The organism is Paraburkholderia sediminicola, from assembly GCF_046026855.1.
Classification (GTDB): domain Bacteria; phylum Pseudomonadota; class Gammaproteobacteria; order Burkholderiales; family Burkholderiaceae; genus Paraburkholderia; species Paraburkholderia sediminicola_A.
Genome location: NZ_JAQQET010000010.1, coordinates 32772 through 45284, shown reverse-complemented (window position 1 = coordinate 45284; position 12513 = coordinate 32772). Strand labels below are relative to the sequence as shown.

The following is a 12513-nucleotide window of genomic DNA, read 5'->3' as shown; positions in this document are numbered from 1 at the left end:
TCGGCTGGACGTCAGGCGTGGTCCTGCTCTTTGCGTTGCGCCTGAAGTCGCAGCGCTTTGGGGAAGGTCTCGGGCGCAAGACACGTCGCGAGCACGGTGATCAAGCCAAGCACGACGAGATAAATGGCGACTGGCGTGGCGCTGCGGTAGTGGGCGAGCAAAGCGGTCGCCACCATCGGCGAGAGGCCGCCGCCGAGTACCGAGGAAATCTCGCGGCCGATGCCCAAGCCCGAGAAGCGCAGATGGACCGGCAGCAATTCGCTGATGAAGGCGGGTTGTGCGCCTTCGAGAATGCCGAGCGTGATGCTGTTGGCGAGCACGAGCGCCGCGATGACTTTCCACAGCACGCCAGAGCCGAGCAACGTGAAGTACGGATACGCGACCAGCACCATCGCGATCGCGCCGGCGAGATAGACGGGTTTGCGGCCGATCTTGTCGGTGAGGCGTCCCATCAGCAGCGAAACGGGGATCATCAGCAGCATCGACAAGGTCAGGCCGCCTAGCACCCAGCTTGATTTGATGCCGATGAACTGGCTATAGGCAATCGAGAACGCAAAGAAGATGTAGGACGCGGCGCCTTCGCCGAAGCGCAGGCCGAACACCGTCAGCACTTCGCGCGGACATTGACGAAGCACCTCGACGATCGGCATGCGGCTGTCGCGGCGCGTGGCCTTCACTTCGGCGAACTCCGCGCTTTCGTCGACGGAGCGGCGCATCCACAGACCGAGCGCGACCAGCACGGCGCTGCAGAGGAACGGCACACGCCAGCCCCAACTGTGGAAGTCGGACGGCGAGAGTGTCTGCACGAGCAGGAATGCAGCGGTCGACAGCACGAAGCCGAATGCCGCGCCGCTCGGACTCCACGCCGCCAGCGCACCGCGCTTCGAGGCGGGCGCGCTCTCGTGAATCAGCAGGATGCTGCCGCTCCATTCCCCACCTGCCGCGAGGCCCTGCAGGATGCGCAGCAGCACGAGCATGACGGGTGCCGCGATGCCGATCTGGTGGTAGGTCGGCAGAAGACCCATGCAGACGGTGGCCGTGCCCATCACCAGCAGCGTCAGCATCATGACGGTCTTACGGCCGTAGCGGTCGCCGATATGGCCGCACAGGACGCCGCCGATGGGCCGCGCGATGAAGCCCACCGTAAAGCCGCCGAATGCCGCGATCGTGCCCGTCAGTGGATCGCTGCCGACCGGAAAGAACAGCTTGCCGAACACCAGCGCAGCGGCGGTTCCATAGAGGAAAAAATCATACCATTCGAGGATCTGGCCGAGCACCGCGGTCGTCACTGCGCGACGAACCTTGCTGGTTGGCCGGACAGCGGGTAGGGGTGTGAGGGCGGCGGTCGCGTCAGAGTTCATGGCATGTGGAAGGTCACGATGTTGAAGGTTCCGCGTCCCAGCCATGCTGATCGGCGGGGGGGCGATACGAGTCCGGCAGGCATGGCCGAACCATAGAGCCGCGAGAAAACCCGGTCAAATTAGGGACAAAAATGAGCGTCATGAATGGGGTGCATGACGAGGGAGGGAGACGGCGTGTACCAGGGGGGCGCCACAAACCCCTACACTGTGGGTTCATCCGGGGAACAACTGAGGGGGACGGGTATGCAACTCACCGACTTCGATGCGTTGACGTTCGACTGCTACGGAACGTTGATCGATTGGGAAACAGGCATCTTCGAGGGGCTGCGGCCGCTTCTCGAACGCGTCAGGCAACCGCTGACGCGCGACCAGGTGCTCGAAGCGCACGCGCGCCACGAATCCTCGCAGCAGAAATACACGCCGGCGAGGCGCTATCAGGAACTGTTGCCTATCGTCTACAAGCGACTCGCCGAAGAATGGCAGGTGCCATTCACGCTGGGCGACTGCATCGCGTATGGCAAGTCGATTCAGAATTGGCCGGCGTTCGAAGATTCGGCAGAAGCATTGCAGTACCTGAAAAAGCACTACAAGCTCGTGATTCTGTCGAATATCGACAACGAAAGCTTTGCGTATAGCAACGCGAAACTTCAGGTCGAGTTCGACGCGATCATCACGGCCGAAGACGTCGGCTCGTATAAACCGTCACCACGCAATTTCGAGTACATGCTGGAGAAACTGGGCGAGCGGGGCGTCAGAAAAGAAAAGATTCTGCATACGGCCGAGAGTCTGTTCCATGACCATAAGCCGGCGAACGAATTCGGTCTTGCATCGTGCTGGATCTATCGGCGGCATGCCAAGCAGGGCTTCGGTGCGACGATGAATCCGGGCGTGCAGCCAAAGATCGATTTCCGCTTCAACAGCATGGCCGATCTTGTGAAGGCGCATCAGGACGCGTTGCTGCAGAAGTAATCGCAGAATGCCGCCTTCGCGTATCGCCGCACACCAGGTGCGGCGGTAACGTCAGGCGGCAGAGCGAAAAACGCTGAACGCGCAGCAGTCTGTTAATCCAGACCGCCCTGACACATGTACTTGATCGACAGATAATCGTCGAGCCCGTACTTCGAACCTTCGCGGCCATAACCCGATTCCTTCACGCCACCGAACGGCGCTGCTTCGCTCGACACGGCGCCTTCGTTGATGCCGATCACGCCTGCTTCGAGCTGGCCCGCAACGCGATTGATGCGCCGCACGTCCTGCGTGTAGAAGTAGGCAGCGAGGCCGAACGGCGTGTCGTTGGCACGGTGGATCGCGTCGGCCTCGTCGTCGAAGCGGAACAGGGGCGCCACCGGCCCAAAGGTTTCCTCGCAGCAGAAGATCATGTCCTCCCGCGCATCGGTTAGCACCGTCGGTGCATAGTAGTTCGGGCCGAGTTCGGTCAGGCGCCTGCCGCCCGTCAGCACTTTTGCTCCGTGTTTGACGGCATCTTCTACGTGGCGGGCAATCTTGTCGATTGCACGTTCGTTGATCATCGGGCCGATCTGTGCCTCCGGATCGGTTGCGGGCGCAACCTTCAGCGCGGCGACGCGTTTCGCAAGCAGATCGGCGAAACGCGCGTAGACGCCGGACTGCACATAGACGCGGTTCGGGCATACGCAAGTCTGACCGCCGTTGCGGAACTTGGAGGCCATCAGACCGGTGACCGCCGCGTCGAGGTCGGCATCGTCGAATACGATGAAGGGGGCGTTGCCGCCCAATTCCAATGACAGCTTTTTCAGCGTGCCAGCCGATTCGCGGGCGAGATGCTTGCCGACCGGCGTCGACCCCGTGAACGTGATCTTGCGCACGCGTGCGTCGGCGAGCCAGTCAGCGACCGCCGCAATCCCCTCTTCACGCGAAGCCGACAGCATGTTCAGCACGCCGTCCGGCAAGCCCGCTTCCTGCGCGAGCGCCGCGAGCGCGAGCGCGGTGAGCGGCGTGTCTTCGGCGGGCTTGGCGACGACCGTGCATCCGGCTGCGAGCGCAGGCGCGATCTTGCGCGCGATCATCGCCAGCGGGAAGTTCCACGGTGTGATCGCCGCGACCACGCCGACCGGTTCCTTCACCGAACTCATGCGTTTGCCGCGCTGTTGCTGCGGGATCAGATCGCCGTAGACGCGTGTCGCCTCGTCGGCGAACCAGGCGACGTACGAGGCGCCGTAGGCGACTTCGCCGCGGCTTTCCGCGAGCGGCTTGCCTTGTTCCAGCGACATCAGCTTCGCGAGGTCTTCGGTATTGGCGACGATCAGCGCATGCCAGCGATGCAGAATCTCCGCGCGTTCGCGCGGCAGCTTGTCGCGCCATGCGGGGAACGCGCGGGACGCGGCGTCGGTGGCGGCGCGTGCGTCTGTTGCGCTACTGTTCGCGACTTCGACGATCAATTCGCCGGTGGCCGGGTTGGTGACCGGGAAGCGGGCGGCGTCGGCGGCGTCGATCCACTTGCCGTCGATCAGATTCTGCGGGCGAATCAGTTCATTGCGAGTCAATACGAGAGACATCGGGTTGCTCCTTCGGGTTGCCCTGGATGAGGCGGGGGCGAATCATCGACGCGGCGGCGCGGCCGCGCGCATAGGGTGTATTGCGGGCGATTAGTACGTTGATGCTACGCGTACGCCGCAGTCAATGAAATCATCCCATGGGGCCTTTGAGGGTGCGCGGAGCGTTTTTTTCACGCTGCCACAGCATTTTCTGCTGCGGCAGCGGTGGAGCAGGTCAATTCGTCTGCGCGCCCGGCACGAGATGGATGCGTTTTTCGGTGGCGGCCTCGACGGCCGCACGCGAATAAAGCAGCGGGAAGTACTGGCCGTCAAGCCACATCTGAGCAAGGTCGCGATAGTGCGGGCTGTCCGGATCGCCGGATTCGCCCGGCAGGTTCACGGCGCGCGAGTTATCCCAGTTGCCGACGTCGACGATCACCCGGAACGAAGGCCCGTTGGTCTGCCGGAAGTCGCTCGCGCGATACGTCGACTGATTGGGCGTGTAGGCACTTCCGCCTTTGCCGAGCGGCCCGACGTTCAGCTTGGCGCGCATGTCGGCATCGACGAGGTCGGCGAACGGATGCGCGTTCAGGTTGGTTTGCAGCTTGCCCCACTGCCAGCGGCTTGCATCCGTGCCTTGCAGTTGCACCATCTCGCCGTAGGCGTCATGCAGGCTTGCCAGCAGCACCGCGTCGCGTTTCGCCTCGGCATTCTCACCAAAGCGTGCCTGGGGATGTTCGAGGGAGTCCAGCATCACGGCGGTATCCGGTGCACCGAACGACGCCGCGGCTGCCTTCGGCAAGACGGCATTCTTGAACGCGCTGCCGAGATGCCGGCTCAGCCATACCTCTTCGAGTGCGGCTTGCGCGGAATCGGCCCGCATCTGCGCATCCCAGCCCTTGAGCAGGGTGAGTGCGGCGCGCGTGTCCGGGTCGTCGCTCGAGAGCGGCGTGAGGAGCGCGACGAGGCGCCGGGCCGGGATCGATTCGATATCGTTCTGCAAGCGTTCGGAGTCTTCAATCGACACCTTGGGCAGTGCCTTGAGCACTTCGTCGATGCGTTGATGCCGTGAACTGTTGGTCCATTCGAAGCCGAGTTTGCGCTCGGCATTGGGATAGTCCGCGGGCAGGTTCATCTCGTTGGACGTCGTGAAATAGCCGGCTTTCGGGTTATAGGCCGAAGGCATGTCGTCGCGCGGCCAGAAGCCGGCCCATTCGTAACGGCCGTCGCCCGGCACGGGCATCAGGCCGGCCCAGTTCGGACGCTTCGGGGCGAGGCCGCTCGGCACCCAGCCGATGTCGCCATGCGTATCCGCATACACCTGATTCACGGTCGGCGCGCCCCATGTCGATAGCGCGTTCTTGAACTGCGCGAAGTTTTTGGCGCGCATGTAACGCACCGAATCGAAATACGGCGACATGCCGGGCGCGAGCCATGCGGTGCGAACGGCGAAGGCTCGATGCTTCGCGTCCTCGGTGTAGATCACCGGACCATGCCGGGTGAACGCCAGATCGGCGACGACCGGCGCGCCGCCACGCACGGCGATGGTCTCCCGCACGATGTGCATCGGCTCCCAGTGACCCCGGTAGCGATATTCATGCGGATTGGCCGGGTTCAATTCGTAGACGTAGAGGTCTTCCTGATCGATGTTGAAGATCGTGAGGCCATACGCGATTGAGCCGTTGTGTCCGATCGAGATGCCTGGCGCCGAGGGCTCGCCACCGCCGATGATGTCGAGCGTCGGCGTGCTGATCTGCTGGATATAGCGCAGGCTCGGCGCCGCATACGCACGATGCGGGTCGTTCGCCATGATCGCGCGGCCGGTGGCCGATTTGTCCGGCGCGATGACCCAGTTGTTGCTGCCTTCGGTGACTTCCTCGGGGTTGTCAGCGGCGGCAATGACGGTGGTCGATGCGTCGGCGCTCTTCAACGAGTCACGTGTCACGCGTACGTTTTGGGTGGCGAGCGTGAAGACTTTCAGCACATCGTCCGGCAGGCAGGGGTCGAGTCCCTCCGGCATATGCGGCTGCCAGGCCGGCTGCAGACCGAAGCGGACCGAGTCGGCATCGAGCGAGCTCTTGCAGGCCACCTTCGCACGCGCGACCTCGCTCGTCAGGTTGCGCGTGAGGCCGTGGCTGCGGATGCGCACGACGTCGTCGGCCGACCATTTCGCCGGCCAGTAGCCGACTTTGCGAAACTCATAGGGCATCTGGTCTGGGTGCGCCGCCAGCCAGTCGATGTATGCGTTCACGCCCGCGGCGAAGCGCGTGGCCACGGGCCTGGCGTCGGGGCCGTAGCGTTTCCATTCGGCGTTCATGTCGCCACGGTAGAGAAACAGTCGCGTGGCTTTGTCCTGCTCGACATACGCCGGACCGAATACCTCGGCGAGCTCGCCGAGGCCGCGGCGGTGCCATAAGTCGATCTGGAAGAGCCGGTCGCGTGCTGCGTTGAAGCCCTGTACGAAAAAGGCGTCGCTTTCGTTCGCCGCGAAGATGTGCGGCACGCCCCAGCGGTCGATCAGAATGTCCGAGGGTTGCGCGAGACCCGCGAGTGTGACGGTTTGCACAGGGACTTCATCGGCGCTGGCGGCGTGGCACGTCAGTGCTGTTGTTCCGGCGCACGTGACGGCCCACGCGATGACTGCTGCGAGCTTGCGTCCTGTCTGCATGTCTCCTCCGTTGGATTGTCGATGCGGTGTGCATCGAAGGCGGTCTGTTGAATCGCCATCAACCTCGGGATCCGTTCAGACGTCGTTGTCTCGAGCGGCTTATTTTAAGTGCTTGCCGCAAACTGTAAACGGAATGAAGCGGATTTGTTGGATTCCGGCCTGCGGAGCGCAGTCAAAGTGCCATGTCAACGTATCCGTCGCGGCCCCGTCGAAGCGCGTACGTCGAGTTGCGTCGGTGGCGCGAGCACCATCGACGCTTGCTGCTCAGGCGCCTGGATCAACCGGATCAGACTCCCGATCGACAACTCCGCAATGGCCGCCGTCTGGATCGCAACCGTCGGATGGAAGATCGGTGCGGGTGACCAATGGGACAACAACACGTTGTTCGATTTTCACGGCAACGCGTTGACGTCGCTGGATGCGTTTCGCAAGCGGTAGCGGTGGCTCTAGCCGCTAGTGTGGCGAAATAGCCGTGTGGATAGCAGGCACTGCTACTGCCTGGGTGTCTGCGATTTCTGCTGGCTCGCGCATTCCGATGTGAACGCCATGCTGGCCTGATCGGGTGTCATGTGCGGCGCGCCGGGACTATAGATCTTCTCGATGATGCCTGCGACCGCCTGCCGGTCGGCCTTCCCCTTGTAGTACTTTGCCGCCTGATCAAGCGCCTGCTCTTTCGTCTTTTTGTGCGCTCGCCACGACGCCACCTGGCCGGCGATATCGCCGATCGCAAAACATTGATCGCTGACTGTTTGTGCAAGGGCTTCAACTGCCGGCTGGGCGAGGCATACCGCGAGCACGGTCAATACAGCTACACGTTTCATTACCAGAATCCTGTCGTTAGATGGGCGACGGTGCAAAAGCGGTGGTATCCCGCCATCGCGGCAACCGAACGGATCAAATAACGGCGTAGTTTATCGGGAAGTGAGGCGCGCTGCTCGACGGCGCGCATGTCGAACGGGGCGCTGGACGGGTGCGCATGCCGCTTGATGCCGGGTCGCATAAGCTCGTGATTTCGCTTTGCGTCGACGTTTCCCGTACCGATCGGATAGCGACGCCCCCCGTCTTCGTAGACAAACAATGAAAGACGGCGCTAGAAGAAATCTGACGCTTATACTTCCAATCACCTGAAGGTAGTCAGCTGCGCAGTATGCTTGGATCTGCACGACGGCATGGCGCCGTCGTCCGAGTCGGCCGATTCGCGCGTCAATCGCTCGGCGATGTGAAAAACCACAGCAATATTGTCGGAGACGGGCACATGAGCACGACCATCTCAATCGAAGAACCGCCCCGCATCATCGGGATCGTGACCAAGGTCTACTCGGCTTTGCTGGTCATTGGTTTTGCGCTCGTTCCCGCCTACCTGATTGCTTATCTGGCTTTCTTTCAGGACCCGAGCCTGAAGTTCGAAAACCATGTGTTCCACGAAATCGCGATTGCGGCGGCGACGCTCGAGGGGCTGTTTGTCACCTATGTGACCTGGCGTTGTTATCTGTCGTCGGGTGAACCGCTGCTGCGGTGGTTGACTTTGGGCTTTCTGGGCTTTGTGATGGTCTATGCGCTGCACGGCGCGTTCACCGGCATGGCTCACCATAATATCTGGCTGTTCCTGCTCTATGGACCGGCATCGCGTCTGGTGATGTCGGTGCTGCTGTTGGTCGGGCTTTACTCGTACCACCGCGCGCCGGACGCGGTCGAGCGGCGCTCGAAGCCGCGCCCGTGGCTGACGTGGATCGCTGTGTTCGTCGTGATTGACGTCATTGTCGGGTTCATTGCGAACTCGCCAATTGCGGGCAACCTCGCAGTGCGACTCTCAATGGAGGGCGGGGCGCTCATCTTCTCGACGTTGAACGTCTTGACGCTGATGCTGCGTCGCATTCGCTCGCCGCTGATGGTGATCTACGGCATCTCGATCACCTTCTTCGCGCTTGCGTCTCTCGCGTTCATTCTCGGCAAGCCCTGGAATCATATGTGGTGGCTGGCACACGCGATCTTCGCAGCCGGCTTTTTCCTGCTGAGCTATGGTGTCGTTCAAGCGTTTCGCACGACGCGGTCCTTTTCGACGATCTACAGCCAGGAAGAGCTGATGGCCCGCCTCGCCGAGGCGATGGCACGCACGGAAAGCGCGCTACAGGAGCTCCAACGCACCAATCACAAGCTTGAGCATCTCGCTGCGACTGATCCGCTGACGGGTGCCGCGAACCGGCGTGAGTTTATCCAGCAAGTGGAGGCGGAAATTGCACGAGCCAGGCGAAGTGGTGCGCCGTTTTCGCTGCTTGCGTTGGATCTCGACCACTTCAAATTGATCAACGACAACTACGGGCATCAGGTGGGTGACGAGGTGTTGCAGCGCTTCGTGCAGAAATGCCTTGATGCCATTCGACCGTATGACGGTGTGGCGCGAGTCGGTGGCGAAGAGTTTATGGTGCTGCTGCCTAGAGCCGCGCTAGACGTGGCACGTTCGATCGCGGAGCGCGTCCGGGGCGCGGTGGCTACGGAGGAGTTCTATACTGGAACCGGGCGGCCGGTCGCCGTTACCGTCAGTGTTGGTGTCTCCGAGTTTGGCCGCGACGGCGACACGATCGACACGCTCCTGCGAGTCGCCGATGAGCGCCTCTACCAGGCCAAGCACAATGGCCGCAACCGTGTGGTGGCCGGATAGAAGCGCTTAACTATCCAACTCAGTGGCCGAACGACTCCGCTTTCGCGCCGGGCGCCGCCGCCACATGCGGCCGCGCCGCCTGTTTGATCAGCAAGGCCACGCACGAAATCAGACCCGCCACCGCGACCATCGCGAAGATGCCGCCAAACGTGAAGTGGCGGCGCGTCAGTTCGGCCACGAGGAACGAACCCGCGATCCCGCCGAAGCGCCCGATCCCCAGCATCCACGCCACGCCCGTACCGCGTCCCTGGGTGGGATAAAACGCCGCAGCCAGCGCCGGCATTGACGATTGCGCGGTGTTCATCAACACGCCCGCGACGAATACGATGAACACCAGCGCGCCGACATTGCCGACCGCCTGGCCGATGAAGTACACGCTCACCGCGGTCAGCGCATAGCAGGCCGCAATGATGCGGTTCGCGTTGAAGCGGTCCATCAGCACGCCGCACAGCACGGCGCCCACGCCGCCGAGCGGGAACAGCGCGGAAATCAGCGTCGCGCGTTGCGGCGTGAGTCCGGCGTCCTTCAGCAGAATCGGCATCCAGTTGATCGACGCGTAGAAGATCACGAGGCCCATGAAGTAGGCAATCCAGAGCATCACCGAGCCGATGATGTACGAACGCGAGAGCACCACGCCCATGCCCTTGCCGCCGGTTTGCGGCGCGGTTTCGGTCATGACGAAGCTGCCGCCCTGCGCGGCTTCGCTCGAAATGCGCGCCAGCGCTGCACGGATCCGTTCCACCGGCTGGCTGTTGGCCACCATGTAGCGGACCGATTCCGGCATCTTCAGTACGAGGACGATCAGCAGCAACAGCGGTGTGATGCCGCCGAGCAGCAGTACGCTGCGCCAGCCGAAGTGCGGAATCATCCACGCGGCGAGAAAGCCGCCGAAGGCCGCGCCCAGCGGAAAGCCGCAGAACATCAGATTGATCACGGTCGCGCGGCGGCGATCCGGGCAATACTCGCCCATCATCGTCACGGCGTTCGGCATGGCGGCACCGAGGCCGACGCCGGTGATGAAGCGCAAGATCGTCAGGTGTTCGATGCTGTTCGAGAACGCCGAGGCAAGGCAGGCCACGCCGAACAGCAGCACCGAGCCGAGCAGCATCGAGCGCCGCCCGAGGCGGTCGGAAAGCGGCCCTGAGCCGAGCGCGCCGCACGCGAGGCCGAACAGCGCCGCGCTGAGCACCGGCGCGAGCGCCGGTCGCGTGATACCCCATTCGGAGATCAGCGAAGGCGCAATGAAACCGATCGCAGCGGTGTCAAAACCGTCCAGCAGGACGATGATGAAACACATGAAAAAGATGAGCCACTGGAACGGCGAGAAGGGATGTTCGTTGATAAACGTTTGAACGTTCACAGCGGTGCTGCGGCTCATGATGGTCTCCTGATTGCGAAAAAAGGCTCGTCGTAACGAGCCTTCCTTTCTTCTACGATCGTACGCCGTTCAGAAGCGGTGCACGATGCCCACGCCGGCGGCGAACTGGCTGCGTGACGACGACGGCGCGCTCTGGAAACCGTCGCCGAGGCTTGCGGTCGCCGTGATGATGTGGCCCGAACCCGCCGTGCCGAGCGTGTTGCCGTTGGTGCGCTGGAACGCCTGCAACGCATAGAGGCCCGTGCGCTTCGATAACGCATAGTACTCGGACAGGTTGACCTGCTGGTACTGCGCCGAACTCGTGATGCCGTTCGCCTTCGTTGCACGCGTATAGCTGTAGCCGGTTGCGAAGTCCCACGCGATCGTCGGCTTCCAGTGCAGCACGACGCCAGCCGTGTTGAAGATCGCCGTATCGCGGAAGCTCGAGCCTGTACCCGGAATGTACTGCACGTTCGAGTACGCAGCGGACACGTCCCAGCCGTTACCGAAGTTGTAGCCGCCGGTGACCGCGAAGCGCTGCTGCGCCTGCGCCGTCTGATAGCCGTTGGTCACGGCCGACACGCCTGGCTGCGCGCCGTTGTTCGACACGGTCGAATCCGCGCCGTACGCGCCGCCGCCCAGCGTCGAATTGTTGATACGCATGAAGCCGACCGCAACGCCGACCGGGCCGTTGAGGTACTGGATCGCGCCGCTCCACGTCGAGCCGCGGTTCAGGCTGCCCGGCACGCCGCCGACAGCATACGAACCGCTGAACGTAAAGCCGTACAGTTTCGGCGACGTATAGACCAGCGAATTGTTCGCGCGATAGATCGTGTCGAGTGCGTCGACGTCGCCCGGGTGCGCGCCGTAGTAGCCGGTGAGCCACGTGGTCGGGCTATACGGCGACAGCAGCGTGTAATACGCCGTGTATTGACGGCCGGCCTGCAACGTACCGTAGGTCGGGTTCGTCACGCCGACCCATGCCTGGCGGCCGAACAGCGCGTTCGTATACTGCTGTGCGCCGGTGGTGGAATTGAAACCGGACTCCAGCTGGAAGATGGCCTTGGTGCCACCGCCGAGATCTTCTGCACCCTTCAGGCCGAAGCGGCTGCCGGCCCATACGCCGTTGATCATCTTGACGTTCGATTTGCCGCCGGACGTCGAGCCGAGGGAAGTCTGGCTGCTTTGATAGCCGATACCCGTATCCACGATGCCGTACAGCGTGACGCTGCTTTGCGCGAAGGCAGGCGCGCTGGCGAGAGCGGTGACCGCGCAGGCGATCCGGGTCAATGTGATGGTGCGATTCATGAACTGCTCTCCAATTCGACCTCTGAGGACGTTTTGCGACCCGGTCGGAGATAATTTTTTATCGGTGGTTTTGTTCGTATAAAGAACTGTGATTCTTTGTGCGAACAGGTGGGACTGTAAGCAGTTTGATATTCACGAGCAACGCGGGATAACCCGACTATGTTGCAGGCGCGCATCACGGCAGGCGTGGGGTCGGGTAGCGGGAAGTACTGCGAAATGCCGCGGCGCACAAGGCGCGCCGGGATAAGGCGGGGATGGTACGGGGGAGAAGAGCGCCGGCGCGCGGCGCTCCTTGCTGCGTTTAGAAGATCACATACACCTTACGCATCGTTTCCTCGACTTCCCAAAGCCCCTCTGTATTGGCCTCGAAAAAGAGCGTGTCGCCGCTTGCAAAATGGACGGTCTCTTCGTTATCGGGCGTGAAGCGGCCGCGCCCCGCGAGGAAGTGCATCACCTCGGCCTGCTTGATCGAGCGGCGGTACGTGCCGGCCGTGCATTCGAAAATACCGGTGTCGATGGATTCGCTGCCCTTGATGACGCGCTGCACGCCGGACACCTGAAGCGGCGTCGTGCCGGGCAGCCCTGCCGTGCCCCAGTCCTCCAGATTCTGCAGATTCACGCTTTGCCTGATGCTTTGAACCTTCATC

10 protein-coding genes are annotated in these 12513 nt (G+C 62.4%); 3 read left to right on the top strand and 7 right to left on the bottom strand.

What is annotated here, in order from left to right; translation table 11 throughout:
• Positions 1 to 11 precede the first annotated feature (11 nt).
• Entirely contained in the window at positions 12 to 1361 is a 1350-nt protein-coding gene (locus PQR40_RS13025; RefSeq protein ID WP_408229120.1) for an MFS transporter, read from the bottom strand.
• Positions 1362 to 1604: 243 nt separating this feature from the next.
• Between PQR40_RS13025 and PQR40_RS13020 the strand changes: the two genes are divergently transcribed.
• Complete coding sequence (locus PQR40_RS13020) at positions 1605 to 2330, top strand: haloacid dehalogenase type II (protein ID WP_408336282.1); 726 nt, start codon at positions 1605 to 1607, stop codon at positions 2328 to 2330.
• 92 nt (positions 2331 to 2422) lie between these two features.
• Here the strand turns inward: PQR40_RS13020 and PQR40_RS13015 are convergent, their stop codons facing one another.
• Both PQR40_RS13015 and PQR40_RS13010 read right to left on the bottom strand, forming a co-directional pair.
• Positions 2423 to 3895: an NAD-dependent succinate-semialdehyde dehydrogenase gene (locus tag PQR40_RS13015; protein WP_408392650.1), complete on the bottom strand. Its 1473-nt coding sequence runs from the start codon at positions 3893 to 3895 to the stop codon at positions 2423 to 2425.
• Positions 3896 to 4109: 214 nt separating this feature from the next.
• A complete protein-coding gene (locus PQR40_RS13010; RefSeq protein WP_408509117.1) occupies positions 4110 to 6542 on the bottom strand; it encodes a penicillin acylase family protein in 2433 nt (810 codons plus the stop codon).
• A gap of 177 nt (positions 6543 to 6719) precedes the next feature.
• Here PQR40_RS13010 and PQR40_RS13005 point away from each other — a divergent pair, with 177 nt between their 5' ends.
• Positions 6720 to 6980 (top strand): hypothetical protein, encoded by a 261-nt coding sequence (locus tag PQR40_RS13005; RefSeq protein WP_408509207.1) that lies wholly within the window; start codon positions 6720 to 6722, stop codon positions 6978 to 6980.
• 53 nt (positions 6981 to 7033) lie between these two features.
• Here PQR40_RS13005 and PQR40_RS13000 read toward each other — a convergent pair whose 3' ends face one another.
• Positions 7034 to 7363: a hypothetical protein gene (locus tag PQR40_RS13000; RefSeq protein ID WP_408229108.1), complete on the bottom strand. Its 330-nt coding sequence runs from the start codon at positions 7361 to 7363 to the stop codon at positions 7034 to 7036.
• Positions 7364 to 7797: 434 nt separating this feature from the next.
• Between PQR40_RS13000 and PQR40_RS12995 the strand changes: the two genes are divergently transcribed.
• Positions 7798 to 9201: a GGDEF domain-containing protein gene (locus PQR40_RS12995; protein ID WP_408392644.1), complete on the top strand. Its 1404-nt coding sequence runs from the start codon at positions 7798 to 7800 to the stop codon at positions 9199 to 9201.
• Between the two features lie 19 nt (positions 9202 to 9220).
• On the opposite strand, the gene PQR40_RS12990 is transcribed toward PQR40_RS12995, so the two are convergent.
• From PQR40_RS12990 to PQR40_RS12980, 3 genes are all read right to left on the bottom strand, one after another.
• Positions 9221 to 10579, bottom strand: coding sequence for an MFS transporter (locus tag PQR40_RS12990; RefSeq protein WP_408336297.1), 1359 nt, complete (start codon positions 10577 to 10579; stop codon positions 9221 to 9223).
• A 69-nt stretch (positions 10580 to 10648) separates the two neighbouring features.
• Positions 10649 to 11866, bottom strand: coding sequence for a porin (locus tag PQR40_RS12985; protein ID WP_408229100.1), 1218 nt, complete (start codon positions 11864 to 11866; stop codon positions 10649 to 10651).
• 301 nt (positions 11867 to 12167) lie between these two features.
• A complete protein-coding gene (locus tag PQR40_RS12980) occupies positions 12168 to 12512 on the bottom strand; it encodes a cupin domain-containing protein (RefSeq protein ID WP_408229097.1) in 345 nt (114 codons plus the stop codon).
• Position 12513: the final 1 nt, after the last annotated feature.

Coding starts and splice junctions, on each gene's coding strand:
- PQR40_RS13020 (WP_408336282.1), top strand. CDS start 1,605: ATGCAACTCACCGACTTCGATGCGTTGACGTTCGACTGCTACGGAACG.
- PQR40_RS13015 (WP_408392650.1), bottom strand. CDS start 3,895: ATGTCTCTCGTATTGACTCGCAATGAACTGATTCGCCCGCAGAATCTG.
- PQR40_RS12995 (WP_408392644.1), top strand. CDS start 7,798: ATGAGCACGACCATCTCAATCGAAGAACCGCCCCGCATCATCGGGATC.
- PQR40_RS13025 (WP_408229120.1), bottom strand. CDS start 1,361: ATGAACTCTGACGCGACCGCCGCCCTCACACCCCTACCCGCTGTCCGG.
- PQR40_RS12990 (WP_408336297.1), bottom strand. CDS start 10,579: ATGAGCCGCAGCACCGCTGTGAACGTTCAAACGTTTATCAACGAACAT.
- PQR40_RS12985 (WP_408229100.1), bottom strand. CDS start 11,866: ATGAATCGCACCATCACATTGACCCGGATCGCCTGCGCGGTCACCGCT.
- PQR40_RS12980 (WP_408229097.1), bottom strand. CDS start 12,512: ATGAAGGTTCAAAGCATCAGGCAAAGCGTGAATCTGCAGAATCTGGAG.
- PQR40_RS13010 (WP_408509117.1), bottom strand. CDS start 6,542: ATGCAGACAGGACGCAAGCTCGCAGCAGTCATCGCGTGGGCCGTCACG.
- PQR40_RS13000 (WP_408229108.1), bottom strand. CDS start 7,363: ATGAAACGTGTAGCTGTATTGACCGTGCTCGCGGTATGCCTCGCCCAG.